Source organism: Streptomyces sp. DvalAA-43, from assembly GCF_900091725.1.
Lineage (GTDB): Bacteria > Actinomycetota > Actinomycetes > Streptomycetales > Streptomycetaceae > Streptomyces > Streptomyces pulveraceus.
In genome coordinates this window covers 190,853-215,538 of record NZ_FMBW01000026.1, presented here as the reverse complement: position 1 = coordinate 215,538, position 24,686 = coordinate 190,853, and the positions used below count along the sequence as shown (strand labels likewise).

The following is a 24,686-nucleotide window of genomic DNA, read 5'->3' as shown; positions in this document are numbered from 1 at the left end:
GGGTCAGTCGTTGGGCGTCCAGTACTCGACCAGCTTGCCCACTCCGTGCTCCACGCCCTTCCAGGAGCCGGTGAACTCGACGACGGCGAACGCGGCGGTGGGGAAGCCGCCACGGGTCATCCGGGCCAGGGTGTCGCCCTCGGCCGATTCCGAGAGGGCGTCGGCGACCGCGTGCATGCCGGGGTTGTGGCCGATGACCAGGAGGTCGCGCACATCGTCGGGGGTCTCGTTGATGAGGGCGATGAGCTCGCCGAGAGACGCCTCGTACAGCCGCTCCTCGTACACCGTCCGGGGGCGGTGCGGCATCTCGTGGACGGCCAGCTTCCATGTCTCGCGCGTCCTGGCCGCGGTGGAGCAGAGGGCCAGATCGAGATCGATCCCGGAGTCGACGAGTCTGCGGCCTGCGACGGGGGCATCCTTGCGGCCGCGCTCCGCGAGCGGCCGTTCGTGGTCGGAGTCCTGCGACCATTCCGCCTTTGCGTGCCTGAGAAGGACGATCCTGCGAGGTGTATCGACGCTCATACACCTCAGCTTCGCACGAAATGTGCCGCCCGGCTCAGGGTGTTGAAGGGCTTCCACGGGGTGCGCGGGCGACGTCAGCGGGTCACCAGGGCCGTGATTCGCTCAAGCAACCGGTTGACCGCCGGGGCGGTGGCGTCGGCGTGCGCCTCACCGGGTCCCACGATCAGCAGCAGCAGTGCGGCGAACGCGAGCGCGGGCAGCGCGATGGCCCACCACGGCAGCCGGACCTCGACGCTGCCCGTGGCCGGGTGGGTGGTCCGGGTGTGCGTTCGGGCCGGCATGTCCGCCTCCGTAAGTCATCGGTGCTGATACCGGAAAACTACGGTTCCGGGACGGCCGGCCCCATCCGGTGAGCCACCCAGTTCACCCTGACCCTGGCCCCCTAGGGGATGCGGGGGCTAGCCCCACCATCGGCGGCGCACGGCCGCACGGCTCAGGGTGACGCGATCGAGGCGATCACGGCGACGATCACGGTGATCAGCAGCATCGCCCCGAGGACGACGAGGAGCTTCTTCTGACCGTTCTGAGGATTCGGGTCGAGCACAGGAGACATGGGCTCAGTCTCGCATCTCAGCACTCGTTCTCGATCGTCCGGTCCCGCCCGGCCAGGATTCCGACCGCCATCTGCGGCACCATGAGGCCCGCCATCAGGGCGATCGGCAGCTCCCAGCCGCCGCTGTGCTGGTAGAGCACACCGATCAGCAGCGGTCCGGGGATCGAGATGAGGTAGCCGACGGACTGGGCGAACGCGGACAGCCGGACCACTCCCGCGCCGGTCCGCGACCGCATGCCGATCATGGTCAGGGCGAGCGGGAAGGAGCAGTTCGAGATGCCGAGGAGCAGTGCCCAGGCCCAGGCCCCGCCGGCCGGGGCGAGGTAGAGGCCCGCGTAGCCGATGAGGCCGCAGCTGCCGAGGAAGACGACGATCGGGCCCTGGTTCTTCATCCGGGCGGCGACCCTCGGGATGACGAAGGCGAGCGGTACGCCCATCGCCATGGTCACGGCGAGCAGCACACCCGCCGTACCGGCCGAGACCCCGGCGTCACGGAAGATCTGCGGCATCCATCCCATGGTGATGTACGCGGCGGTGGCCTGGAGGCCGAAGAAGCAGGCGAGGGCCCAGGCGGTACGGCTGCGGGTGATCTTGAGGGCCGGGGTGCCGGTGCCGGCGTGCTGGGCGACGGGCTGCCCCGGGGCGCCGCCGCGGTCCCGTACCACCGGTATCCAGGGCAGGATCGCGACGACGGCGAGCGCGGCCCAGACGCCGAGTCCCAGCCGCCAGCTGCCGCCCAGCGCGCTGGTCATGGGCACGGTCACCGCGGCGGCGAGCGAGGTGCCGAGGGCCAGGGCCATCGAGTAGAGCCCGGTCATGGAGCCGACCCGGTCCGGGAACCAGCGCTTGACGATGACCGGCATCAGGACGTTGCTGACGGCGATGCCCATGAGGGCGAGGGCGCTCGCGGCGAGGAAGCCGGCCGTCCCGCCGACGAGCGGCCTGATCACCAGACCGGCGGTGATGGCGATCATCCCGGCGCAGACGACCGCGCCCGGACCGAAGCGTCGGGCGAGGCGCGGCGCCATGATGCCGAAGACCGCGAAACAGAGCGGCGGCACAGAGGTGAGGACACCGGCGACGCTGCCGCTCATGTGCAGCCCGTCCCGTACCTCTTCGAGGAGGGCACCGAGGCTGGTGATGGCGGGGCGGAGGTTGAGTGCGGTGAGGACCAGCCCGACGACGACCAGCCGGAGCAGCCAGGGAGCGGGTCCTTGGGCGGCCTCGGCCGTCTGCGGGGCCGTGGGTTTCGTGGGGGTGTTCGCCGGGGTGGCGGGGCTCAGGGTCCGGGTCTCGTCATCGGGCATGAGGCCCATCATAGAATCATGGGATGATTGATTGTCCAATCCGCCGGGAGCCTTTCCGTCCCATCCGCCGGGAGCCCTTCTGAGACCATGCGCTCCAGGCACAGCGACTCCCGTCACCCCTCATCGCCCCAGCAACCCGACCAAGGAGCACCATGGCGCTGACGTCTCCGCGGCGTTCGGCACTCGCCGACCAGGTGATTGCCCAGCTCAGGAATCAGATCACCTCGGGCGAATGGCCCGTGGGTTCACGCATTCCCACCGAGCCCGAGCTGGTGGAGCAGCTGGGGGTGGCCCGCAACACCGTCCGGGAGGCCGTGCGCGCCCTCGCGCACAACGGTCTGCTGGACATCCGGCAGGGTTCGGGCACCTATGTCGTCGCCACCAGCGAACTGGCCGGGGTGATGCACCGCCGTTTCGCCTCGGCCGATCCGGTCCATATCGCCGAGCTGCGCTCCACCCTGGAGTCGTCGGCGGCGAGGCTGGCTGCCGCCCGGCGCACCGAGCGGGATCTGAAGCAGTTGGACGCGCTCATGGCGCGTCGGGAGGAGACCTGGGCCGCGGGTGACGCCGAGGCGTTCGTCGCGGCGGACGCGACGCTGCATCTGGCCGTGGTCGCCGCCTCGCACAACGACGTGCTGACCGGTCTCTACGCCGACCTGGGCGATCTGCTGCGCGACTACCTCCGGGGCGACATCGGCCACGAGCTGCGGCCGGAGAACCACATGGACCACGCCAGGCTGGTCGAGGCGATCCGGGTCGGGGACGCGGAGACGGCGGCGGCCGAGGCCGCGGGCCATGCGCTGAGCTGTCTGGTGGACCGGGTCTAGGGAACCGGGTCCAGGGTCTGCCCGGCATCGTCCGTCCGGATGAAAACCCGGATCAGGCCGGGCGGTCCGGCGACGCGTCCCGCACCCGGTGCGTGACCCAGGCGGAGCCGACTTCCTTCCAGCAGCGGTCATCGAGCCGGACGGTCCGTCCGGGGCCCACGTCGACCGGGGTGGCGTCGGCGTCTATGTCCCACCAGCGGCGGCATTCGGTGTGCAGCTGTACGCGGTCGGTGGAGGGGTACGGGTTGTGGCAGTAGGTGACGACCCGGGAACCCCGGACCGACGTACGGCATTCGGCTCCGGCGGGTTCCGGGCTGGGAGCGGCGGGGGCGGACGCCCCGGCTCCCGCCCGGCCCGCCATGGATATCCCCACCGGGGCGGCGAGTCCGGCGAGAGCTATGGCGGCCGCCAGCAGCGCCCCGGTCCGGCGACGTATGGAGCGCACGCGACCTCCTCCCGTAGCCCGACCCGAAGTCCGGTTCACCACATTCTGCGGTGGATCGACCGTCTTTTCGACTTGAGCGGGGCGAAGGGCCCGGACGCGGACGAGCCGCGTACCGCCTCCTCGGAGGCGGTACGCGGCTCGCGGGTCAGAACCTGTCGTACGGGATCAGGCACCCATCATGTGCACGCCTCCGTCGACGTGGATGATCTCGCCCGTCGTCTTCGGGAAGAAGTCCGAGAGCAGCGCGACGACCGCACGGCCGGCCGGCTCCGGGTCGGACATGTCCCACGCCAGCGGGGAGCGGGTGTTCCACACGTCGGCGAGCTCGCCGAAGCCCGGGATGGACTTGGCGGCCATCGAGCCGATCGGTCCGGCGGAGACCAGGTTGCAGCGCAGCCCGTCCTTGCCCAGGTCACGGGCGAGGTAGCGGGAGGTGGCCTCCAGCGCGGCCTTGGCCGGGCCCATCCAGTCGTACTGCGGCCAGGCGAACTGCGCGTCGAAGGTGAGGCCGACGATCGAGCCGCCCTCGCTCATCAGCGGCTTGCAGGCCATGGCGAGCGACTTCAGCGAGAACGCCGAGACGTGCATCGCCGTGGCGACGGACTCGAACGGGGTGTTGAGGAAGTTGCCGCCGAGTGCGTCCTGCGGCGCGAAGCCGATGGAGTGGACGACGCCGTCGAGCGAACCGAGCTCGTCCTTCACCAGGCCGGCGAGCCGGTCCAGGTGCTCGGTGTTGGTCACGTCCAGCTCGATGACCTTGGCCGGCCTGGGCAGCTTCTTGGCGATGCGCTCCGTCAGCGTGGGCCGCGGGAAGGCGGTCAGGATGATCTCCGCGCCCTGCTCCTGGGCCACCTTGGCGGTGTGGAACGCGATGGACGACTCCATCAGCACCCCGGTGATGAGGATGCGCTTGCCGTCGAGAATTCCGCTCATGGTGATCAGTGACCCATGCCCAATCCGCCGTCAACGGGGATGACGGCTCCAGTGATGTACGACGCGTCGTCGGAGGCGAGGAAGCGCACCGCGGCGGCGATCTCCTCGGGCTGCGCGTAGCGGCCGAGCGGCACCTGGGACACGATGCCCTTGCGCTGCTCCTCGGTGAGCACCTGCGTCATGTCGGTGTCGACGAAACCGGGCGCGACGACGTTGAAAGTGATGTTCCGGGAGCCGAGCTCACGGGCCAGCGAGCGGGCGAAGCCGACCAGGCCGGCCTTGGAGGCGGCGTAGTTCGCCTGCCCGGCCGAGCCGAGCAGCCCGACCACGGAGGAGATGAGGACGACGCGGCCCTTCTTGGCGCGCAGCATGCCGCGGTTGGCGCGCTTGACGACGCGGAAGGTGCCGGTGAGGTTGGTGTCGAGCACGGACGTGAAGTCGTCCTCGGACATCCGCATCAGCAACTGGTCCTTGGTGATACCGGCGTTGGCGACCAGCACCTCCACGTTGCCGTGCTTCTCCTCGATCTCCTTGTAGGCCTGCTCCACCTGTTCGGCGTCGGTGATGTCGCACCGGACCGCGAGAACACCGGCCTCGGTGAGCGCCGCGGGCGGCTCGCCGGAGCGGTAGGTGATCGCGACCTTGTCGCCGTTGTCGGCGAAAGCGCGGGCGATGGCGAGGCCGATGCCCCGGTTTCCTCCGGTGACGAGAACCGAGCGGCTCAACGGATCACCCTTTCCCTAGCGGTCTGGTACATCGAAAACCTATCGGTACCAGGTGCTCCACGAGGAATCGGCCCCTGACAGCGCCTCCCTCCGGGCACTGTGGGGTTCCTACAGTCGGGTACGCATCGACCGGTCGCCGCCCCGCCCGGCGCCTCGTGTGCGATGACGGCGGCGGCGTCCGAGCGGATTCGCGCCACGCACCGTGCACGGGGGACTCGGCCGGGAAACCTGTGGCCGGTCGCCCTCGGCGCACGACATGGTTCACTGCGGAGACTTGTCGAAAAGACGGAGTACTACATGCCTCATGAGGTAGATCAGTCATTCCTGGCCCTGCCCCTGCGGGCCCTCGCCGACGCGGCGCTCGCCCGCGCGCGGGCGCTGGGCGCCGCGCATGCCGACTTCCGGCTGGAGCGGGTGCGCAGCGCGTCCTGGCGGCTGCGGGACGCCCGGCCCGCCGGGTCCTCGGACACCACCGATCTCGGCTACGCGGTGCGGGTGGTGCACGGCGGGGCGTGGGGCTTCGCGTCCGGGGTGGACCTGACGATGGACGCCGCGGCGAAGGTGGCCTCGCAGGCCGTCGCCATGGCGAAGCTGTCGGCCAAGGTGATCGCGGCGGCCGGCTCGGACGAGAGGGTCGAGCTGGCCGACGAGCCGGTGCACGGCGAGCGGACCTGGGTCTCGGCGTACGACATCGACCCCTTCGACGTACCGGCCGAGGAGAAGGCGGGGCTGCTCGCCGAGTGGAGCGGCCGGCTCCTCGGTGCCGAGGGCGTCGCGCATGTGGACGCCTCGCTGATGACCGTCCACGAGAACAAGTTCTACGCGGACACGGCCGGCACCGTGACCACCCAGCAACGGGTGCGGCTGCATCCGCAGTTCACCGCGGTCGCCGTGGACGGGACCACCGGTGAGTTCGACTCGATGCGGACGATCGCCCCGCCGGTGGGCCGCGGCTGGGAGTACCTGACCGGGACCGGCTGGGACTGGGACGGCGAACTGGAGCGGATTCCCGGGCTGCTGGCCGAGAAGATGCGGGCGCCGAGCGTCGAGGCGGGGACGTACGACCTGGTCGTCGACCCCTCCAACCTCTGGCTGACCATCCATGAGTCGATCGGCCACGCCACCGAGCTGGACCGGGCGCTGGGCTACGAGGCGGCGTACGCCGGGACGTCGTTCGCCACCTTCGACCAGCTGGGGAAGCTGGCGTACGGCTCCCCCGTGATGAATGTGACCGGTGACCGCACCGCCGAGCACGGGCTCGCGACCATCGGGTACGACGACGAGGGTGTCCAGGCGCAGTCCTGGGACCTGATCAAGGACGGGACGCTGGTCGGGTACCAACTGGACCGGCGGATCGCGAAGCTGACGGGGCTGGGCCGTTCCAACGGCTGCGCGTACGCGGACTCGCCGGGCCATGTCCCCGTCCAGCGGATGGCCAATGTGTCGCTGCGGCCGGATCCGGGCGGGCTGTCCACGGAGGATCTGATCGGCGGGGTGGAGCGCGGCATCTACGTGGTCGGCGACCGGTCCTGGTCGATCGACATGCAGCGCTACAACTTCCAGTTCACCGGTCAGCGGTTCTTCCGGATCGAGAACGGCAGGCTGGCCGGGCAGCTGCGCGACGTCGCGTACCAGGCGACGACGACGGACTTCTGGGGCTCGATGGAGAAGGTCGGCGGCCCGCAGACATACGTCCTGGGCGGCGCCTTCAACTGCGGCAAGGCCCAGCCCGGCCAGATCGCGGCCGTCTCGCACGGCTGCCCCTCCGCCCTCTTCCGAGGCGTGAACATCCTCAATACGACGCAGGAGGCCGGACGATGAGCCGTCACCACGGAACCGGCTGGGGGTCCGGGGGTCGTCCCCCGGGACAGCACAGTCTCAATACGACGCAGGAGGCCGGACGATGAGCCGCGTCAGCAAGCCGCACGAGATCGTCGAGCGGGCACTCGAACTGTCCACCGCCGACGGCTGCGTGGTCATCGCCGACGAGGAGTCGTCCGCGAATCTGCGCTGGGCCGGCAACGCGCTCACGACGAACGGGGTGACCCGGGGGCGGACCCTGACCGTCATCGCGACCGTCGACGGCGCGCAGGGCACCGCGTCCGGTGTGGTGTCGCGGTCCGCGGTCACCGCCGACGACCTGGAGCCGCTGGTGAGGGCCGCCGAGGCGGCGGCGCGCGGGGCCGGTCCGGCGGAGGACGCGCAGCCGCTGGTCACCGGGGTGCCCACGTCGCCCGACTTCACGGACGCACCGGCCGAGACCGACTCGGACGTCTTCGCGGAGTTCGCCCCGGCGCTCGGCGACGCCTTCGCCCGCGCCCGCTCCGGCGGCCGTGAGCTGTACGGCTTCGCCCACCACGAGCTGACGTCGACCTACCTCGGTACGTCGACCGGGCTGCGGCTGCGCCACGACCAGCCGACCGGGAAGCTGGAGCTCAACGCCAAGTCCCCCGACCGCACCCGTTCGTGCTGGGCGGGCCGCGCGACGCGTGACTTCAAGGACGTCGACCCGGTCGGGCTGGACGCGGAGCTGGCGCAGCGGCTGCGCTGGGCACAGCGCCGTATCGAGCTGCCCGCCGGGCGGTACGAGACGCTGCTGCCGCCGACCGCCGTGGCCGATCTGCTGATCTACCAGCTGTGGTCGTCGGCCGCGCGGGACGCCGCGGAGGGCCGGACGGTGTTCTCGAAGCCGGGCGGCGGGACCAGGGTCGGCGAGCGGCTCTCCGAGCTGCCGCTGACGCTCCGCAGCGACCCGTACGCACCGGGTCTGGAGTCGGCGCCGTTCGTGATCGCCCACTCCTCCGGGGACAGCGCCTCCGTCTTCGACAACGGTCTGCCGCTGACGCCGACCGACTGGCTGCGGGAGGGCCGGCTGGAGCATCTGACGACCACCCGGCACTCGGCGGGGCTGACCGGGCAGCCGGTCACGCCGACGATCGACAACCTGGTGCTGGAGGGCGGCGGTGAGCGGTCCCTGGAGGAGATGGTGGCCGCGACGACCGGGCGCGGGCTCCTGCTGACCTGCATGTGGTACATCCGCGAGGTCGATCCGGCCACACTGCTGCTGACCGGGCTGACCCGTGACGGGGTGTATCTCGTCGAGGACGGCGAGGTCGTCGGCGAGGTGAACAACTTCCGGTTCAACGAGTCGCCGGTGGATCTGCTGTCGCGGGCCTCGGAGGCGGGCCGTACCGAGAGGACGCTGCCGCGCGAGTGGGGCGACTGGTTCACCCGGGCCGCGATGCCCGCGCTGCGCATCCCCGACTTCAACATGAGCTCGGTGAGTCCGGGCGTGTGACCCGCCTAGACTGAGCAGGAAGACCCTTACCCGTACGCATCACGAGGAGCACCGGAACCGTGACGGACATCGTCGACGAGCTGAAGTGGCGCGGGCTGTTCGCCCAGTCCACTGATGAGGACGCACTGCGCAAGGCTCTCGCGGACGGTCCCGTCACCTTCTATTGCGGCTACGACCCCACCGCGGCGAGTCTGCACGTCGGCCATCTGGTGCAGGTGCTCACCATGCGCCGGCTCCAGCGGGCCGGTCTGCGGCCGCTCGCCCTGGTGGGCGGTGCGACGGGTCAGATCGGTGACCCGCGGCCGACCGCGGAGCGCACGCTGAACGATCCGGAGACGGTCGCAGCCTGGGTGTCGCGGCTGCGGTCCCAGATCGAGCCGTTCCTCTCCTTCGAGGGCGAGAACGCGGCGGTCATGGTGAACAACCTGGACTGGACCGCGGGCATGTCCGCGATCGAGTTCCTCCGGGACATCGGCAAGCACTTCCGCGTCAACAAGATGCTGACCAAGGAGTCCATCGCCCGGCGGCTGGAGTCCGACGAGGGCATCAGCTACACCGAGTTCAGCTACCAGCTACTCCAGAGCATGGACTTCCTGGAGCTGTACCGGCGCTACGGCTGCACCCTCCAGCAGGGCGGCAGCGACCAGTGGGGCAACCTCACCGCCGGTCTCGACCTGATCCACCGCCTGGAGCCGGGCGCCGAGGTGCACGCGCTGGCGACCCCGCTGATGACGAAGGCGGACGGGACCAAGTTCGGCAAGTCCGAGAGCGGTGCCGTCTGGCTCGATCCGACGATGACCACGCCGTACGCGTTCTACCAGTTCTGGCTGAACGTGGACGACCGGGACATCTCGCGGTACATGCGCGTCCTCAGCTTCCTCGGCCCCGAGGAGCTGACGGAGCTGGAGAAGGTCACCGAGGAGCGTCCGCAGGCCCGGTCGGCGCAGCGCGCGCTGGCCGAGGAGCTGACGACGCTGGTGCACGGTGCCGATCAGTGCGCCGCGGTCATCGCGGCGTCGAAGGCGCTCTTCGGCCAGGGCGAGCTCGGCGAGCTGGACGAGGCGACGCTGGGCGCCGCGCTGTCCGAGGTGCCGCACGCGCGGGTCACCGAGCTCGGCCCGCTGGTGGATCTCCTGGTGGAGGTCGGTCTGGCGCCGAGCAAGTCGGGCGCCCGTCGCACGGTGAAGGAGGGCGGCGCGTACGTGAACAACGTCAAGGTCACGGACGGCGAGAGCGCGCCGGCCCGCGAGGAGCTGCTGCACGGGCGCTGGCTGGTACTGCGCCGGGGCAAGAAGAACCTCGCCGCCGTCGAGGTCACCGGCTGATCCCGGACCACGACCGCGCACCGCGGGCCGGGCACGCATGGCGCGTGTCCGGCCCGCGGTGCGTCCGCCCGCCGGTTCAGGTCTTGTGCCTGGACCCGCGGAACGAGGCCCACAGCATGTCGCCGACGCCGACGACCACCACCGCACCGATCAGCTGGAACAGATGGCGGATCCAGTCGATGCCCTTGGTGTCGTTGACACCGATCCAGGTGGCGACGGCATTGCCGAGCACGCTGCCGATCATGCCGAAGATGATCGTCAGCCAGAGTGGGATGTTCTGTTTGCCGGGCAGGATCGCCTTCGCGATCAGACCGAGCACCAGACCCACGATGATTGCCCACAACCAGCCCATGTCGCCTCCTCGTGCGACGCGATGTCGCGCATGTCCGCCCAGTCTCGGCCCGCGCGCCCGGCACCGCATGCCGGAAGGGTCCGTACGTGCGGCACGGATGCCGATATGTACGAACAGGGCGTGCCCCGGTCTCGAAGCCGCCGGGTGGCGGGCGTACCGTGGTTCGCGGCCCGGTCCGGGAGCGTCCGGCACGGGAATGCGGTGCCCCCGGCCCGCCGGGCGCTGGGGGAAGGGTGAGGGAGACGTGATGCGGAAGCAGAGCGGCGGCGAGGTCTTCCGGATCACGGGCGCCCGGCAGGGACTCGCGGACGATGTGCGCGGCAGGCAGCGGCGCTATGTGATCTCGATGTCCGTACGGACGGTCTCGGTGGTCCTGGCCGCGGTGCTGTGGAACGTCGAACGGTATGTCGCGATCGTGGCGCTCGCGCTCGGCGTGCTGCTGCCGTACGTGGCGGTGGTCATCGCCAACGCGGGCCGGGAGAACACCCCTTCGCTCCCTTCCACCTTCGTACCGGCGCCGATGCGTCCGGCGCTCGGCCCGGCGCCCGTGGCCGGTGCCGCGGAATCGGGTCCGGAGGGCGACGGGGTCCACCACGGCGGCGGACCGGCCTGAGCCCGGCCGGGCACGCGGGCAGCCGAAGCTCAAGAAAACCTCAGATCAATCATGAAGTTACGGTGCACCGCACCCCGGTCTGCGTGACATACTTCGTAGGCGCTCCGCATCCCCCGTCGGAGCGACAGACCGACGCCGGGCAGCTCCCCCCGTGGCTGCCCGGCGTCGCTTTTTCTCCGGCCCGGTCCACCCCGGACAGGCCCTAGGGTTGAGTCCGTGAACTCCCCTGAAACCGCAGCTGAGAGCGGTGCCACCACACCCATCTGTTCCGCCAAGGGCTGCCGGGCCGACGCCGTGTGGGTGCTCGCCTGGAACAACCCGAAGCTGCACACCCCCGAGCGCCGCAAGACCTGGCTGGCCTGCGAGGAACACCGGGAGCACCTCTCCTCGTTCCTCGGCGTCCGGGGCTTCCTCAAGGATGTCGTGACGCTGGCGGAGTGGGAGTCCGGCGCCGACGGCCGTGGTCGGTCCTAGGGCCTGACCAGACGAGAGGCCCTAGCCGCCGATCGCCGACATCGGCCGGTCGGGCTGGAGGAAGGACGGGTCGTCCAGGCCCGATCCGGCCTTCTTGCCCCACATCGCGAGCGTCCAGATCCGGGCGATCTCCTCGTCCGGGGCGTCCGAGCGCAGGGCGCCGCGCAGATCGGTCTCCTCGCGGGCGAAGAGGCAGGTGCGCACCTGGCCGTCCGCGGTGAGCCTGGTGCGGTCGCAGGCGCGGCAGAACGGGCGGGTGACGGAGGCGATGACACCGACCCGGTGGGGGCCGCCGTCGACGGTCCAGCGCTCGGCCGGGGCGGAGCCGCGCTCCCCGTCGCCCTCCTCGGTGAGGGTGAAGCGGGTGCGCAGCGAGGTGAGTATGTCGTCCGCCGTGATCATGCCGTCGCGCTTCCAGCCATGCTGGGCGTCCAGCGGCATCTGCTCGATGAAGCGGAGCTCGTACCCCTGCTCGACGGCCCAGGCGAGCAGCTCGGGGGCCTCGTCGTCGTTGAGCCCCGGCATCAGGACGGTGTTGACCTTGACCGGGGTGAGCCCGGCGTCGCGGGCGGCTTCGAGGCCGGCCAGCACGTCGTGGTGGCGGTCGCGGCGGGTGAGGGTCTTGAAGACCTCGGGGCGCAGGGTGTCCAGCGAGACGTTGACCCGGTCGAGACCGGCGGCCTTGAGCGCGGCGGCGGTGCGACGGAGGCCGATGCCGTTGGTGGTGAGGGACATCCTGGGACGCGGGTCGAGGGCCGCGCACCGCTCGACGATGGAGACGAGCCCGGGGCGGAGCAGCGGCTCGCCGCCGGTGAATCGGACCTCGGTGATGCCGAGCCGGGTGACGGCGATGCGGATCAGCCGGACGATCTCGTCGTCGCTGAGCAGGTCGGGCTTGGCGAGCCATTGCAGGCCCTCTTCGGGCATGCAGTAGGTGCACCGCAGATTGCACCGGTCGGTCAGCGAGACGCGCAGGTCGGTGGCCACCCGGTCGTACGTGTCGATGAGCATGTGGGCCCCCTCCCCCAATGGCTTCCCGGGTGCCGAGCCCGCTCTTCCGGCCGGCTGCTCCGGCTGACTCTTCCGAGACTACGCGAGAGCGGTGACATCGGCGGGGCCCGTTTGACACGAGGTGCGGCGCGGCCGTGTCGTAGGACCCTACGACACGGCCGCGGAACGGGCGGGCCGCCGGGTCAGTGCGCTCCGATGCCGGTGAGGGACTTGACCTCCAGCTCGGCGTACTTGCCCTTGTCCGGCTCCTCCTTCGAGAGGAGGGATCCGATCCAGCCGAGCAGGAAGCCCAGCGGAATGGAGATCAGGCCGGGGTTCTCCAGCGGGAACCAGGCGAAGTCGGCGCCCTTGAACATCGACGTCTTGGGGTTGCCGGAGACGACCGGTGAGAACAGCACCAGGATCACCGAGCTCGCCAGTCCGCCGTAGATCGACCACAGCGCGCCCCGGGTGGTGAACCGCTTCCAGAAGAGGCTGTAGAGGATGGTCGGCAGGTTGGCGGAGGCGGCGACGGCGAAGGCGAGCGCCACCAGTCCGGCGACGTTCATGTCGCGGGCGAAGGCGCCCAGGACGATCGCGACCGCGCCGATGAGGACGGTGGCCCAGCGGGCCGCCCGCATCTCCTCCTTCTCGGTGGCCTTCCCCTTGCGGATGACGTTGGCGTAGATGTCGTGCGCGAAGGAGGACGAGGAGGCGAGGGTGAGTCCCGCGACGACGGCGAGGATGGTGGCGAAGGCGACGGCCGAGATCACCGCGAGCAGCACGGCGCCGCTGGTGGAGCCGACCCCGCCGAGGTATTCGGCGAGCTGCGGGGCGGCCGCGTTGCCCGCCGGGTTCTTCGCCTTGATCTCGTCGGGGCCGATGAGGGCGGCGGCGCCGAAGCCGAGGGCGATGGTCATCAGGTAGAAGGCGCCGATGATGCCGATGGCCCAGTTGACCGACTTCCGGGCGGCCTTGGCGGTCGGCACCGTGTAGAAGCGGATCAGGATGTGCGGCAGGCCGGCGGTGCCGAGGACCAGGGCGATGCCGAGGGAGAGGAAGTCCAGCTTCGAGGTGCCGGTGGCGCCGTACTTGAGGCCGGGCTCCAGGAACGCCGCTCCGTGGCCGCTCTTCGAGGCGGCCGTGCCCAGCAGGTCGGAGATGTTGAAGTCGAACTTGAGCAGTACCAGGAAGGTCATCAGGAGGGCGCCCGCGATCAGCAGTACGGCCTTGACCATCTGCACCCAGGTGGTGCCCTTCATGCCACCGATGGTGACGTACACGATCATCAGTACGCCGACCAGGGCGACGATGAGGATCTTGCCCGCGTCGCTGGTGATGCCGAGGAGCAGCGAGACCAGGACGCCCGCGCCCGCCATCTGCGCCAGCAGGTAGAAGATCGAGACGATGATGGTGGAGACGCCGGAGGCGGTACGGACCGGGCGCTGGCGCATCCGGTAGGCGAGGACGTCGCCCATCGTGTAGCGGCCCGAGTTGCGCAGGGGTTCGGCGACCAGGAGCAGGGCCACGAGCCAGGCGACGAGGAAGCCGATGGAGTACAGGAAGCCGTCGTAGCCGAAGAGGGCGATGGCCCCGGCGATGCCGAGGAACGACGCGGCGGACATGTAGTCGCCGGAGACCGCGAGTCCGTTCTGGAAGGCGGTGAACTGGCGGCCGCCCGCGTAGAAGTCGGAGGCGCTCCGGGTCTGCCGTCCGGCCCAGACGGTGATGCCCAGGGTCGCGGCGACGAACACGGCGAAGAGCGTGATGATCAGCGGCCGGTGCTCGGTGGTCGAGGAGGCGGCCAGCTGGAGGGCGGGGTGCGAGTGGTACGCGGCGCTCATGCGTCGGCCTCCATACGGGACTTGATGGCCTCGGCCTTCGGGTCGAGCTTCGCGGCCGCGTGCCGCGAGTAGAGCCAGGCGATGAGGAAGGTGGTGACGAACTGGGCGAGGCCGAACACGAAGGCCACGTTGATGTTGCTGTACACCTTGGCGCCCATGAAGCCGCCCGCGTAGTTGGACAGCAGCACGTAGAGCAGGTACCAGAGGACGAAGGCGATGGTCAGCGGGAAGGCGAACGAGCGGTACGAGCGTCGCAGTTCGCCGAACTCCTCGCTCTCCTGCATCGCGATGAACGCCTCGGTCGTGGGCTGGGCGGGGCGGGCGTCCGTACTGATCTCGGGCGGCGGCGGTGCATCGGTAGCCACGGAATCTCCTCGCGACGCGGGTGCGGTGGTGTCGGTGACGGTGGGTCCTACCGGGAAGGGACCGGTGTCGGGGCATCGGTGCACTTCCCCCGACAACGGCACGGAGAGCGCGGCGAAGCGGTTCACCACGCTTCCGTACTTCTCCCGCGCGCCGATTCACGCCCGTCCGGCCGAATCCGGCCCGCCGAACTCATTGATGCGCGGGGATGATCAGCGATAACTTCACTGGTCATGTACGCGACCGGGTGCGCCCGCGTCCGGTCGCCCGGCACGGATGATGTGGAGACCCCATGGCTCATCTGGGATCCAGACGGACGCGCGCGCTCACGTTGCCCGTCGGATTGGCCCTCACGGCCTCGCTCGGCTTCCTGCCGACGGGTGCCGCCTCTGCCGCACCCGTGGACGCACGCCCCGCGGCGGCGGTGTCGACGGACGGCCCCAAACTCTCGTACGTGGTCAACACGCGGGGCGGTCACGGGACCGTCAAGCAGGTGCGGAAGGCGATAGCCGAGGCCGGCGGCACGGTGGTGATCGCCTACGAGCAGATCGGCGTCATCGTCGTCCACTCGCAGAACCCGGACTTCGCGAAGACGATCCGCCAGGTCAGGGGGGTCGATTCGGCGGGGGCCACCCGCACCAGCCCCATCATCCCGCAGGCCACCACGGACACCGGGGTCGAGCAGCCGCTGACCGCGGCGCAGGCGAAGTCCGCCGCGGCGAAGGCGACGGCGGGCCAGGACCCGATGGAGCCCCTGCAGTGGGACCTGCCCGCGATCAAGGCGGACCAGGCACACAAGAAGACGCTGGGCAGCCGCGACGTCACGGTCGCGGTCATCGATACGGGGGTCGACGACACCCACCCGGACCTGGCGCCGAACTTCGACCGCCGGGCCTCGGCGAGCTGCGTCTCCGGGGCGCCGGACACGACGGACGGCGCCTGGCGTTCCAAGCCGAACGAGAGCAACCACGGCACCCATGTCGCGGGGACCATCGCCGCCGCGAAGAACGGTATCGGGGTGACGGGCGTCGCGCCGGGCGTCAAGGTCGCCGGGATCAAGGTGGCGAACCCGGACGGGTTCTTCTACACGGAGTCGATCGTCTGCGGCTTCGTCTGGGCCGCCGAGCACGGCGTCGACGTCACCAACAACAGCTACTTCACCGACCCGTGGATGTTCAACTGCAAGAACGACCCCGACCAGGGCGCCCTGGTCGACGCCGTCGCGCGGGCCACGCGGTACGCGGAGCGCAAGGGCACGGTCAACATCGCCTCGTCCGGCAACAGCAGCTTCGATCTGGCCTCCGACGCGATCGAGGACACGCAGAGCCCGAACGACGGCACCACCGTCACCCGGACGATCAACCCGCGCGAGTGCCTGGACATCCCGGTGCAGCTGCCGGGCGTCGTGACGGTCTCCGCGACGGGTGCCAAGGGCCTGAAGGCCTCGTACTCGAACTACGGGAACGGCGTCATCGACGTGGCGGCGCCGGGCGGCGACTCCACGGCCTACCAGACGCCCGCACCGCCGGCCACCAGCGGTCTGATCCTGTCCACGCTGCCGAACGGCGCGTACGGCTACAAGGCCGGTACGTCGATGGCCTCCCCGCATGTCGCGGGTGTCGCGGCCCTGATCAAGTCGGTCCACCCGCACGCCTCGGCGGCCGCGGTGAAGGCGCTGCTGCTCGCCGAGGCCGACGCCACCGCGTGCGGCGCGCCGTACGACATCGACGGTGACGGCACGATCGACGCCGTCTGCGAGGGCGGCAAGAACCGCAACGGCTTCTACGGTGCCGGTGTGGTGAACGCGCTGAACGCGGTCCGCTGGTAGCGGGAGACGCGGCGCGGCGGGAGGGGCCGGGGTTTCGGGCGGCCCCTCCCGCCTGGTGGCACTCAGTGCCATAGTGTGGGGATGACTGATGCACGCAGGTCCGGAACCGAACAGGCCTGGGCGGCGCTCGGCGGCGATACCGCGCTTCTCGCGCACCTGGGGACGGACGGTCCGGAGGGACTGCTCCCGGCCCGGCTGCCCGTCATGGAGCTGGCCCGTTCCGCCGTCGCGGTCTGCTCGCTGGCCGCCGCCGAGCTGGCCGCGCGCCGCACCGGGCGTCCCGTGCCGCGGGTCCGCGTCGACGACGGCGCGGTGGCCACGGCGTTCACCAGCGAACGCCATCTGCGGATCGACGGGCGGGCGCCGACCACCTTCGCCCCGCTGTCCCGGTTCTGGCGCACGGCGGACGGCTGGGTCCGTACCCACGCCAACTACCCGCACCACCGGGCCCGGTTGCTCGCCACTCTGGAGCTGCCCGCGGACACCCCGGACGACGTCGCCGTGGCGGCGGCGGCCGCCTCGTTCGCCGGGCGCCGGGGCGACGAGATCGAGCACACGGTGTACGCGGCGGGCGGCCTGGCCGTGGCCGCCCGTACGCCCGAGGAGTGGGCGGCCGGTCCGCGGGGCGCCGCGGTCGCCGGCACACCGCTGGTGGCCAGGGAGCGCATCGACGGCGCGGCGGTCCGCCGGACGGCGGCGCTCACCGGTGAACCGCTGCTGCCCGCCGCCGGGGTGCGGGTCCTCGACCTCACCCGGGTGATCGCGGGACCGGTCGCCACCCGTACGCTCGCGCTGCTCGGCGCGGACGTGCTGAGGATCGACGCCCCGCAGCTCCCGGAGAGCCCGGACGCACACAGCGACACCGGTTTCGGGAAGCGGTCGGTGGACCTGGATCTCGGCAGCCGCTCCGGTTCGGCCGTGTTCGACGGGCTGCTGGCCGAGGCGGACGTGGTCGTCCTCGGCTACCGGCCCGGTGCGGTCGAGCGGTTCGGGCTGACGCCGCGGTCCCTGGCCGCGCGCAGGCCGGGGCTGGTGATCGGGCGGCTCTCGGCCTGGGGGCACGGTCCGTGGGCCGGGCGGCGCGGCTTCGACAGCCTGGTCCAGGTGGCCACCGGCATCGCGTCGGTCGAGGCCGGCACCGGGCCCGGGGGCCCGCCCGGTGCGCTGCCCGCCCAGGCGCTCGACCACGGCACCGGCTATCTGCTGGCCGCCGCCGTGCTGCGGGCGCTGACCGAGCAGCACGAGGAGGGCGGCTCGCGGCTGGCGACGCTCTCGCTCGCCCGTACCGCCGCCTGGCTGCTCGACGAGCTGCCCGCCCGGGAATCCGGCGCGGCGGCCGGGGGTGCGTACGACCCGGAGAAGTGGCTCACCGCGACGGACAGCCCGCTGGGGCGGCTGCGGCACGCGGTGCCACCGGTTGCTTTCGAGGGTTCGCCCGCCGACTGGTCGCGCCCGCCCGGCCCGCTGGGGGCGGAGGCGGCCGCCTGGCTCACGGCCCGATGAACCGCGCAGCCGCTTGGCTCATGGCCTGATGAGCCGGACGGCCGCCCGGCTCACGGCCCGATGAACCGCGCGAACGCCCTGCTCACGGCTTGATGAGCACCTTCAGCGCGGTGCGCTCGTCCATCGCCTTGTATCCGGCCGGGACGTCGTCGAGGCCCACGGTCAGGTCGAAGACGGGCGAGGGGTCGATCGTGCCGGACAGGATGTCGGGCAGCAGTTCCGGGATGTAGGTGCGCACGGGCGCGACGCCGCCGCGCAGGGCGATGTTCCGGTCGAACATGACGCCGAGGTCCAGGCCGGTGCCGCTGCCGTGCGGCACGCCGACGTAGCCGATGGAGCCGCCGTCGCGGGTGATCCCGACGGCGGTGCGCATCGACTGTTCGGTGCCGACGGCCTCGATCACCGCCTGCGCGCCCTCGCCGCCGAGCAGTTCCCGTACGGCTTCGACGGCCGCCTCGCCGCGCTCGGCGACGACATCCGTGGCGCCGAAGGTGCGGGCGATGTCCGTGCGCGCCCGGTGGCGGCCGAGGGCGATGATCCGCTCGGCGCCGAGCCGCTTGGCGGCCATGACGCCGCACAGCCCGACCGCCCCGTCACCGACGACCGCGACGGTGGATCCGGGCTTCACCCCCGCGCCGACGGCGGCGTGGTGTCCGGTGCCGAGCACGTCGGACAGGGCGAGGAGCGCGGTGAGCAGGTGGTCGTCGGTGGCCGCGGCGGCGGGGAGCTTGATCAGCGTGCCGTCGGCGAACGGGACGCGCACGGCCTCGCCCTGCCCGCCGTCGGAGCCGACCGAGCCCCAGAAGCCGCCCTGCGGGCAGGAGGTCGTCAGCCCCTCGGCGCAGTGGGCGCAGGTGCCGTCGGACCAGACGAAGGGGGCGACGACGAGGTCACCGACGGCGAAGCCGGCCACCTCGGAACCCGCCTCCTCGACGATCCCGAGGAACTCGTGCCCGATGCGCTGGCCGGGCTGCCGGGCCGCCTCGCCCCGGTACGCCCACAGGTCGCTGCCGCAGATGCAGGCCCGCAGGACCCGCAGGACCACATCGGTGGGCTGCTGGACGGACGGGTCGGGCACCTCCTGCACGCGTATGTCGTGGGGGGCGTGGATGACGGTGGCGCGCATGCGTGGGGTTCCTTGCCGGTCTCAGCTGCTGATACTCCGTGCACGGTACGCCCCGGGGGTGACACCGGCCCATTTCGGACCCGGTGCGAGGATCCCGACGGTCAGCAGGAACTGCGCCGCGAGGTAGGTGAGCATGACCCAGAAGTCGGGGGCGGGCAGCTGCGGCCAGTCCGCGATGCCGGTGGCGATCAGCGCGTCGGAGAGCAGGAAGAGCGCCCCGCCGGTGGCCGCGTACCGGCCGAGGGTGCCCGCGCGGTACGCCATCGCCGTGAGCAGCAGGCTGTAGCCGGTCATCGGGATCCGCAGCTCGGCGGGGAGACCGGGCCAGAGCAGCGCGACGAAACAGGTCAGGACCACGACGTAGACGAGCCCGGCGGACAGCGAGCCGCGGGTCCGGCCGAAGTACCACAGATAACAGACGTGGCCCACGGCGAAGGAACCCATCCCGACGAGGAAAGCCGCATCGGCGTCGGCCAGCAGGAGTGTGTCCCCGCCCCAGCCGAACAGGAGCGCCGCGACCAGCAGCCGGGGCCCGCGCCGGGCGACGGCGTACCCGGCCAGCAGCGGCATCAGCAGCGGCTTGGCGACGAGGTGGGCGGCCGGGATGTCGGCGAGCACACCGACGAGGTCGACGGCCGAGGCCACGAGGAAGGCGAGGAACAGCGGGCGCACGAGACGCTCCCGCCGGTCCGGGGCGGTGTCCGCGCTCATCCGGTGCGCTCCCGGGCGGGGGCGGCCGTGCGGGCGGCCGTCGCGGCGGGCTGCCAGCCGGGCCCGCGGAAGATCCGCCCGGCCCGCTCGCCCCAGCTGCCCGCCGCCCGTACGTCGCGGGCGATGGCGGCGTACTCGTGGGTGGCGACACGGAGCGGGTTGAAGGTGTCGATGTTCTTGGTGAGGCCGAACACGGGCCGCTCGGTCTCGGCGGTGAACGAACCGAAGAGCCGGTCCCAGACGATCAGGATGCCGCCGAAGTTCCGGTCCAGGTAGCCGCCCTGCGAGGCGTGGTGCACCCGGTGGTGGGAGGGCGTGTTCAGTACGTACTCGAAGGGCCCGGGGAGCTTGCCGATGCGCTCGGTGTGCACCCAGAACTGGTAGACGAGGTTCGCCGACGAGCAGAAGGCGAGGGCCGCCGGATGGACCCCGCACGCGATCATCGGCAGGTAGAACGGCCAGACGGTCAGCGAGGTCCAGGGCTGGCGCAGCGCGGTGGAGAGGTTGAACTTCCGGCTGGAGTGGTGGACCACATGGCAGGCCCAGAGGATCCGGATGACGTGGTGGCCGCGGTGGGACCAGTAGTAGAAGAAGTCCTGGGCGAGCAGCATCAGCAGGACGGTCCACCAGAGCACGGGGACGCGGAGCGGGGTCAGTTCGTAGACCGCGGTGTAGATCGCGACGATGGGCACTTTCCACAGCAGGTCGAAGACCAGGCTGCCCAGCCCCATGCTGATGCTGGTGACGGCGTCCTTCGCCTCGTATCCGGCGGCGTCCTCGTCGGGGTGGAAGTGGTGGAGGGCCATTTCCAGCACAGTGAGCAGGACGAAGGCCGGTATGGACCAGAGCACTACATCGGGCAGGTTCGGCGGCATGCGAGCACCGTAGAGCCGCAGGTCGGCCCGGGACTAGACGTTGTTACCAACAAGTATGCGAGACGCGGTGTCAGCAGTCTTTGGCGACTTCTGCCAATGCGGGCGTCGTACGATCCCTGCACTGGAGCTTCCATGGGGGAGGAACTGCCGTGCAGGGTCTGGAAGTTGCGCTGGTCCGGCTGGCGACGACCGTGATCGGCACGGTGACCAGGTCGCTGGTCACGCCGAGGCCCGGCGCGGGCCTCGTCCCGGACCCGGTGCGCCCCCTCCCCCGCCCGGCGAAGCCGGACCGGCTGACGCGGGTACTCGGCGACCGGCTGGACCGGTCGTACGCCGGGCTGCCGGAGCACGAGCGGCTGGCCGCGGTGGAGGCGGTGCGGGACACCTTCGCGGCGGCGGGCGAGCTGACGGCGGACCGGCTGTTCGCCGCGGGCCTGGATCCGGAACGGCTGGCCGCCGAGCTGCCGCCGCCCGCCGCGGGCCTGTCGGACCGCGCGACCGGTCTCTACGAGGAGCTGCTCGGCCGGTGCTGCGCCCATGTCGTGGAGCAGCTGACCGCCGAACCGTCCTTCGCGGCGCGGGCGGCGGTGGAGCAGACCCGCGCGGCGGAGCGGACCCGGGAGCTGGTGGCGGACGTACGGGAACGGGTCGGCCCGCACCCGGACGCGGCCGCCCTGGATTTCGAGCGGCGGTACGCGGAGTTCATGGCCGCGACGCACTGCCGGATGGGTCTGTTCGGGCTGACGCTGGGGCGGTCGGCGGGCGAGTGGCCGCTGGAGACGGCCTACATCAGCCTGACGGTGACCGGGAACGGGGCCCGGCAGACCGGTCTTGAGCACCCGGCCACGGTGACGGTCTCCGTCGAGCAGGCGCTGTCCGGGACGGACCGGCTGCTGCTGCGGGGCCCGGCCGGTTCGGGCAAGAGCACACTGGTGCAGTGGCTCGCGGTGAACGCCGCCCGCCGTACGTTCGGCACCGACCTGATGGACTGGAACCGCTGCGTGCCGTTCGTCCTGCGGCTGCGTGCGTTCACCTCCCACGAAACCCTGCCCACGCCCGAGGAGTTCCTGCGTGCGGCCGGTGTCCCGCTGCACGGCGCGGCACCGGCCGGCTGGGTGGACGGGCTGCTGGCCTCGGGGCGGGGCCTGGTGCTGGTGGACGGGGTCGACGAGGTCCCGGCGCGGCTGCGCCGGCGTACCGAGAAGTGGCTGAAGGACCTGATCGTGGCGTACCCGAGATCCCGGTACGTGGTGACGACCAGGCCGTCCGCCGTTCCGGAGAGCTGGCTGTCCGGCTCCGGTTTCGAGGCGCACTCGTTGCTGGCGATGAACCAGAAGGACATCCGCTCGTTCATCGGCCACTGGCACGGGGCGGCCCGGTCCGAATGCCTCGGGCCCGAGGAGCGCGAACAGCTCGACGGGTACGAGGCCTCGCTGCGGCGCGCGGTGGGCACCCGCCGCGACCTGGGGCGGCTCGCGACGAACCCGCTGATGTGCGCCCTGCTGTGCGCGCTGAACCGGGATCGGAGGATGCAACTACCCAGGGCCCGCAAGGAGTTGTACGACGCGGCGCTGGACATGCTGCTGGTGCGACGCGACACGGAGCGCGAGATCGTCGGCGTCGAGGGCGTCGACCTGACGCGGGAGGAGCAGACGGCGCTGCTGCAACGGCTGGCGTACTGGCTGATCCGCAACGGGCAGGCGGAGGCGGACCGCGAGGAGGCCGTCGCGATGGTGGCGGAGTGGCTGCGGGCGATGCCACAGGTGCGGGGCACGGCCGAGCAGGTCTTCTCGCATCTGCTGATCCGCAGCGGACTGCTGCGCGAACCGGCGCCGGGTGCCGTGGACTTCGTACACCGGACGTTCCAGGACTACCTGGGCGCCAAGGCGGCGGTGGAGGCCCGCGACTTCGGCGTCCTGGTCAAGCACGCGCACGACGACCAGTGGCACGACGTGGTGCAGATGGCGGTGGGGCACGCCCGCGCCGACGAACGGGCCCGGATGCTGAGGCGGTTGCTGAAGCGCGCGGGCCAGACCCGCAAGCACCGGCACCGGCTGGTGCTGCTGGCGGCGGCGAGCCTGGAACACGCCCCGGAGCTGGACCCGGCAGTGCGTGCCGAGGTCCAGCGCCAGACGGCCGAACTGCTGCCACCGCGTACGAAGGCGGAGGCGGAGGCGCTGGCCGGGGTCGGTGAACTGGTGCTGGAACTGCTGCCGGGACCGGAGGAGGTGGAGAACGAGTACGCGGCCGGGTACGTGGTGCTGACGGCTGCGCTGGTGGGCGGCGAAGCGGCGTACGAAGTGGTCAAGGGCTACCGGGGCGACGAGCGGGTATCGGTGGCATTCCAGTTGTCCGACGCGTGGGGCTCGTTCGACACCGATGACTATGCCCGGGAGGTGCTCGCGGCGGGGACCTGGGACAAGGTCAGCGTGTCCGCCACGAGCGCCGACCAGATGGCGGCCCTGCGGTACGTGCCCGAGGCCCAGGGAATCCATTTGCGCGGCGACCACCCGGACCTGTCCCCACTGATCTCCTGGCGCGGGCTGGGAAGGCTCTTCGTCTTCGACAACGAGGCCCTGACCGACATCGCCCCGATGGCCTCGATGTGCTCACTCACGGAAGTGGGACTCAGCCTGTGCCCCGAGGTCAGTGATCTGAGTCCGCTGTCTCGTCTTCCGCTGACCTGGCTGACCCTGAGCCATCTGCATCCCAAAGTGCCACTGGAACAGCTGCAACCGTTCACAGAACTCCGCTTCCTGAATCTGGGCCACCGCTTCGCCGTCGACAGCATCGGAGAACTGGCGCTGAGCAGCCCATTCAAGTTGCTCGGCCTGTTCGGGGAAGCCAGCAAGCTGAGCCTGGAGGGAATAGAGCACTGGACCGAGCTGGAAAGTCTCGTCATTGAGAGCTTGTCTCAGCTCCGCTATGTGTGCAGGGCCCCGTTCTCCCGACGCCTTCGCCATCTCACCCTCCGCTCGCTGAGCGCCCTGGAATTGGCCGAACTCGCCAGCCTCAGCACCTTGAACTCGCTCTCGCTCAACTTTTGCCGCCTGCGACAAGGGCTGGAACCGCTGCGGGAGCTGACCGCGCTGGCAACTCTCCGCCTGCACGCCGAGCCCGAGAACGCCCCCTACGACCTGACTCCCCTGGCCGGGCTCGACGGCCTCACGATCCACCTCGGCAGCGAGACACCGGCCACCGGCACCGACCTCTTCCCTCCCGAGCGCATCGTCCGCCACTCCTAGACCCCCACCGCCCCCAACAACTCCCCCGCCCCATAGGTGACCGCCATCGCCAACGCTCCCCCGCCCATGTTCCGCAGCACCGCCGGTCCCACCCTCGCCTCGCCCAGCCGGGCGCTCCACCAGCCCGTGAGGGCCAGCGCCGCCAGTACCGAGAGCACGGTCACCAGGAGCCGCAGCGACGAGGGCGGCAGCACGATCGCCAGCAGCGGCAGCAGCGCTCCCACCGTGAACGCCAGGAAGCTCGCGCCCGCCGCGTGCCACGGGTTCGTCAGCTCGTCCGGGTCGATGCCCAGCTCGACCACCGCGTGGGCGCGCAGCGCATCGCGCGCGGTGAGCTGGAGGGCCGCCTCGCGGGCGACTTCATGGCTCAGGCCCTTGCCCTCCAACAGGCCGGTCAGCTCTTCGAGTTCCGCCTCGGGGGCCTCCGTCAGCTCCCGTTTCTCCGTCGCCAGCGCGGCCTTCTCCGAATCGCGCTGGGTGGAGACCGAGACGTACTCGCCCGCCGCCATCGACATGGACCCGGCCAGCAGTCCGGCCAGGCCCGCCGTGAGCAGGGCGGCGCGGTCGCCGGTGGCCCCGGCCACGCCGACGACCAGGCCCGCGGTGGAGACCACACCGTCATTGGCGCCGAGGACCGCGGCGCGCAGCCAGTTCAGCCGTGCGCCGAGTCCGTTGCCGTGCGGTTCGTCGTGCGTCCGGGTATCCGTCACCCGGGGATGGTCTCACCCCGCCCGGCGACCTGACGCGTACCGACCCGCCCGACGGGGAGTCAGAGCGTGCGGGTGCCGCCGGAGTGCCGGACGGCCGAATAGGAGACTGTCAGTCGC

Annotated in this window: 24 protein-coding genes; 9 read left to right on the top strand and 15 right to left on the bottom strand. The window is 71.1% G+C overall.

From position 1 onward, the window contains the following. Positions 1–3 precede the first annotated feature (3 nt). From GA0115234_RS05870 to GA0115234_RS05855, 4 genes are all read right to left on the bottom strand, one after another. Complete coding sequence (locus GA0115234_RS05870) at positions 4–522, bottom strand: SixA phosphatase family protein (protein WP_093539773.1); 519 nt, start codon at positions 520–522, stop codon at positions 4–6. Positions 523–596: 74 nt separating this feature from the next. After that, on the bottom strand, positions 597–803 hold the full coding sequence (locus GA0115234_RS05865; RefSeq protein ID WP_093539772.1) for a hypothetical protein: 207 nt from the start codon (positions 801–803) through the stop codon (positions 597–599). A 152-nt stretch (positions 804–955) separates the two neighbouring features. Next, entirely contained in the window at positions 956–1,066 is a 111-nt protein-coding gene (locus GA0115234_RS43240; protein WP_093539771.1) for an SGM_5486 family transporter-associated protein, read from the bottom strand. A 26-nt stretch (positions 1,067–1,092) separates the two neighbouring features. Further along, positions 1,093–2,382 (bottom strand): CynX/NimT family MFS transporter, encoded by a 1,290-nt coding sequence (locus GA0115234_RS05855; protein ID WP_093539803.1) that lies wholly within the window; start codon positions 2,380–2,382, stop codon positions 1,093–1,095. Between the two features lie 152 nt (positions 2,383–2,534). Between GA0115234_RS05855 and GA0115234_RS05850 the strand changes: the two genes are divergently transcribed. Beyond that, the gene (locus GA0115234_RS05850; protein WP_093539770.1) at positions 2,535–3,209 is read left to right on the top strand and encodes a FadR/GntR family transcriptional regulator; all 675 of its coding nucleotides are present in this window, start codon (positions 2,535–2,537) and stop codon (positions 3,207–3,209) included. 52 nt (positions 3,210–3,261) lie between these two features. Here GA0115234_RS05850 and GA0115234_RS05845 read toward each other — a convergent pair whose 3' ends face one another. The 3 genes from GA0115234_RS05845 to fabG form a co-directional block, all read right to left on the bottom strand. Continuing rightward, a complete protein-coding gene (locus GA0115234_RS05845; protein ID WP_093539769.1) occupies positions 3,262–3,654 on the bottom strand; it encodes a hypothetical protein in 393 nt (130 codons plus the stop codon). 165 nt (positions 3,655–3,819) lie between these two features. Then, positions 3,820–4,587 (bottom strand): enoyl-ACP reductase FabI, encoded by a 768-nt coding sequence (gene fabI, locus GA0115234_RS05840; RefSeq protein ID WP_093539768.1) that lies wholly within the window; start codon positions 4,585–4,587, stop codon positions 3,820–3,822. 5 nt (positions 4,588–4,592) lie between these two features. After that, positions 4,593–5,312: a 3-oxoacyl-[acyl-carrier-protein] reductase gene (gene fabG, locus GA0115234_RS05835; RefSeq protein ID WP_093539767.1), complete on the bottom strand. Its 720-nt coding sequence runs from the start codon at positions 5,310–5,312 to the stop codon at positions 4,593–4,595. 297 nt (positions 5,313–5,609) lie between these two features. Here fabG and GA0115234_RS05830 point away from each other — a divergent pair, with 297 nt between their 5' ends. The 3 genes from GA0115234_RS05830 (at position 5,610) to tyrS (ending at position 9,935) form a co-directional block, all read left to right on the top strand. Continuing rightward, a complete protein-coding gene (locus tag GA0115234_RS05830) occupies positions 5,610–7,133 on the top strand; it encodes a TldD/PmbA family protein (protein WP_093539766.1) in 1,524 nt (507 codons plus the stop codon). 82 nt (positions 7,134–7,215) lie between these two features. Then, complete coding sequence (locus GA0115234_RS05825; RefSeq protein WP_093539765.1) at positions 7,216–8,610, top strand: metallopeptidase TldD-related protein; 1,395 nt, start codon at positions 7,216–7,218, stop codon at positions 8,608–8,610. Between the two features lie 59 nt (positions 8,611–8,669). Beyond that, positions 8,670–9,935 carry a tyrosine--tRNA ligase gene (tyrS, locus tag GA0115234_RS05820; protein ID WP_093539764.1) on the top strand — a complete coding sequence of 422 codons (1,266 nt, stop codon included), beginning with the start codon at positions 8,670–8,672 and terminating at the stop codon, positions 9,933–9,935. Positions 9,936–10,011: 76 nt separating this feature from the next. Here tyrS and GA0115234_RS05815 read toward each other — a convergent pair whose 3' ends face one another. Continuing rightward, positions 10,012–10,287 carry a GlsB/YeaQ/YmgE family stress response membrane protein gene (locus GA0115234_RS05815; protein ID WP_093539763.1) on the bottom strand — a complete coding sequence of 92 codons (276 nt, stop codon included), beginning with the start codon at positions 10,285–10,287 and terminating at the stop codon, positions 10,012–10,014. A gap of 247 nt (positions 10,288–10,534) precedes the next feature. On the opposite strand from GA0115234_RS05815, the gene GA0115234_RS05810 reads away from it, so the two are divergent. Beyond that, entirely contained in the window at positions 10,535–10,900 is a 366-nt protein-coding gene (locus GA0115234_RS05810; protein ID WP_093539762.1) for a DUF3099 domain-containing protein, read from the top strand. A 216-nt stretch (positions 10,901–11,116) separates the two neighbouring features. Continuing rightward, complete coding sequence (locus tag GA0115234_RS05805) at positions 11,117–11,374, top strand: hypothetical protein (RefSeq protein WP_093539761.1); 258 nt, start codon at positions 11,117–11,119, stop codon at positions 11,372–11,374. 21 nt (positions 11,375–11,395) lie between these two features. Here GA0115234_RS05805 and moaA read toward each other — a convergent pair whose 3' ends face one another. The 3 genes from moaA to GA0115234_RS05790 all read right to left on the bottom strand — a co-directional run bounded on the left by moaA (position 11,396) and on the right by GA0115234_RS05790 (position 14,573). Next, on the bottom strand, positions 11,396–12,385 hold the full coding sequence (gene moaA / locus GA0115234_RS05800; protein WP_093539760.1) for a GTP 3',8-cyclase MoaA: 990 nt from the start codon (positions 12,383–12,385) through the stop codon (positions 11,396–11,398). A 182-nt stretch (positions 12,386–12,567) separates the two neighbouring features. Beyond that, entirely contained in the window at positions 12,568–14,208 is a 1,641-nt protein-coding gene (locus GA0115234_RS05795) for a solute symporter family protein (RefSeq protein ID WP_093539759.1), read from the bottom strand. Next, complete coding sequence (locus GA0115234_RS05790; RefSeq protein WP_093539802.1) at positions 14,205–14,573, bottom strand: DUF485 domain-containing protein; 369 nt, start codon at positions 14,571–14,573, stop codon at positions 14,205–14,207. The genes GA0115234_RS05795 and GA0115234_RS05790 overlap by 4 nt, the downstream gene beginning before the upstream one ends. Before the next feature lie 290 nt (positions 14,574–14,863). Between GA0115234_RS05790 and GA0115234_RS05785 the strand changes: the two genes are divergently transcribed. Next, on the top strand, positions 14,864–16,399 hold the full coding sequence (locus GA0115234_RS05785; RefSeq protein ID WP_093539758.1) for a S8 family peptidase: 1,536 nt from the start codon (positions 14,864–14,866) through the stop codon (positions 16,397–16,399). An 81-nt stretch (positions 16,400–16,480) separates the two neighbouring features. Continuing rightward, on the top strand, positions 16,481–17,902 hold the full coding sequence (locus GA0115234_RS05780; RefSeq protein WP_093539757.1) for a CoA transferase: 1,422 nt from the start codon (positions 16,481–16,483) through the stop codon (positions 17,900–17,902). A gap of 82 nt (positions 17,903–17,984) precedes the next feature. Here the strand turns inward: GA0115234_RS05780 and GA0115234_RS05775 are convergent, their stop codons facing one another. Genes GA0115234_RS05775 through GA0115234_RS05765 form a run of 3 tightly spaced genes read right to left on the bottom strand, consistent with a single transcriptional unit; the run spans position 17,985 to position 20,614 of the window. Next, on the bottom strand, positions 17,985–19,028 hold the full coding sequence (locus GA0115234_RS05775) for a zinc-dependent alcohol dehydrogenase family protein (protein ID WP_093539756.1): 1,044 nt from the start codon (positions 19,026–19,028) through the stop codon (positions 17,985–17,987). A gap of 21 nt (positions 19,029–19,049) precedes the next feature. After that, complete coding sequence (locus GA0115234_RS05770) at positions 19,050–19,739, bottom strand: lysoplasmalogenase (RefSeq protein ID WP_093539755.1); 690 nt, start codon at positions 19,737–19,739, stop codon at positions 19,050–19,052. Next, a complete protein-coding gene (locus GA0115234_RS05765; protein WP_093539754.1) occupies positions 19,736–20,614 on the bottom strand; it encodes a sterol desaturase family protein in 879 nt (292 codons plus the stop codon). Before GA0115234_RS05765 ends, GA0115234_RS05770 begins: the two co-directional genes overlap by 4 nt. Positions 20,615–20,763: 149 nt before the next feature. Here GA0115234_RS05765 and GA0115234_RS05760 point away from each other — a divergent pair, with 149 nt between their 5' ends. Continuing rightward, positions 20,764–23,859 carry an NACHT domain-containing protein gene (locus GA0115234_RS05760; RefSeq protein ID WP_176729081.1) on the top strand — a complete coding sequence of 1,032 codons (3,096 nt, stop codon included), beginning with the start codon at positions 20,764–20,766 and terminating at the stop codon, positions 23,857–23,859. On the opposite strand, the gene GA0115234_RS05755 is transcribed toward GA0115234_RS05760, so the two are convergent. Next, a complete protein-coding gene (locus GA0115234_RS05755) occupies positions 23,856–24,569 on the bottom strand; it encodes a VIT1/CCC1 transporter family protein (protein ID WP_093539753.1) in 714 nt (237 codons plus the stop codon). The two genes, GA0115234_RS05760 and GA0115234_RS05755, sit on opposite strands and share 4 nt — an antisense overlap. Positions 24,570–24,686: the final 117 nt, after the last annotated feature.

Bases quoted from the DNA above. Each gene is read 5' to 3' on its own strand.
- GA0115234_RS05775 (WP_093539756.1), bottom strand. From the start codon at position 19,028: ATGCGCGCCACCGTCATCCACGCCCCCCACGACATACGCGTGCAGGAG.
- GA0115234_RS05770 (WP_093539755.1), bottom strand. From the start codon at position 19,739: ATGAGCGCGGACACCGCCCCGGACCGGCGGGAGCGTCTCGTGCGCCCG.
- GA0115234_RS05810 (WP_093539762.1), top strand. From the start codon at position 10,535: ATGCGGAAGCAGAGCGGCGGCGAGGTCTTCCGGATCACGGGCGCCCGG.
- GA0115234_RS05765 (WP_093539754.1), bottom strand. From the start codon at position 20,614: ATGCCGCCGAACCTGCCCGATGTAGTGCTCTGGTCCATACCGGCCTTC.
- moaA (WP_093539760.1), bottom strand. From the start codon at position 12,385: ATGCTCATCGACACGTACGACCGGGTGGCCACCGACCTGCGCGTCTCG.
- GA0115234_RS05815 (WP_093539763.1), bottom strand. From the start codon at position 10,287: ATGGGCTGGTTGTGGGCAATCATCGTGGGTCTGGTGCTCGGTCTGATC.
- fabI (WP_093539768.1), bottom strand. From the start codon at position 4,587: ATGAGCGGAATTCTCGACGGCAAGCGCATCCTCATCACCGGGGTGCTG.
- GA0115234_RS05825 (WP_093539765.1), top strand. From the start codon at position 7,216: ATGAGCCGCGTCAGCAAGCCGCACGAGATCGTCGAGCGGGCACTCGAA.
- GA0115234_RS05870 (WP_093539773.1), bottom strand. From the start codon at position 522: ATGAGCGTCGATACACCTCGCAGGATCGTCCTTCTCAGGCACGCAAAG.
- GA0115234_RS05780 (WP_093539757.1), top strand. From the start codon at position 16,481: ATGACTGATGCACGCAGGTCCGGAACCGAACAGGCCTGGGCGGCGCTC.
- GA0115234_RS05865 (WP_093539772.1), bottom strand. From the start codon at position 803: ATGCCGGCCCGAACGCACACCCGGACCACCCACCCGGCCACGGGCAGC.
- GA0115234_RS05850 (WP_093539770.1), top strand. From the start codon at position 2,535: ATGGCGCTGACGTCTCCGCGGCGTTCGGCACTCGCCGACCAGGTGATT.
- GA0115234_RS05785 (WP_093539758.1), top strand. From the start codon at position 14,864: ATGGCTCATCTGGGATCCAGACGGACGCGCGCGCTCACGTTGCCCGTC.
- GA0115234_RS05855 (WP_093539803.1), bottom strand. From the start codon at position 2,382: ATGCCCGATGACGAGACCCGGACCCTGAGCCCCGCCACCCCGGCGAAC.
- GA0115234_RS05830 (WP_093539766.1), top strand. From the start codon at position 5,610: ATGCCTCATGAGGTAGATCAGTCATTCCTGGCCCTGCCCCTGCGGGCC.
- GA0115234_RS05795 (WP_093539759.1), bottom strand. From the start codon at position 14,208: ATGAGCGCCGCGTACCACTCGCACCCCGCCCTCCAGCTGGCCGCCTCC.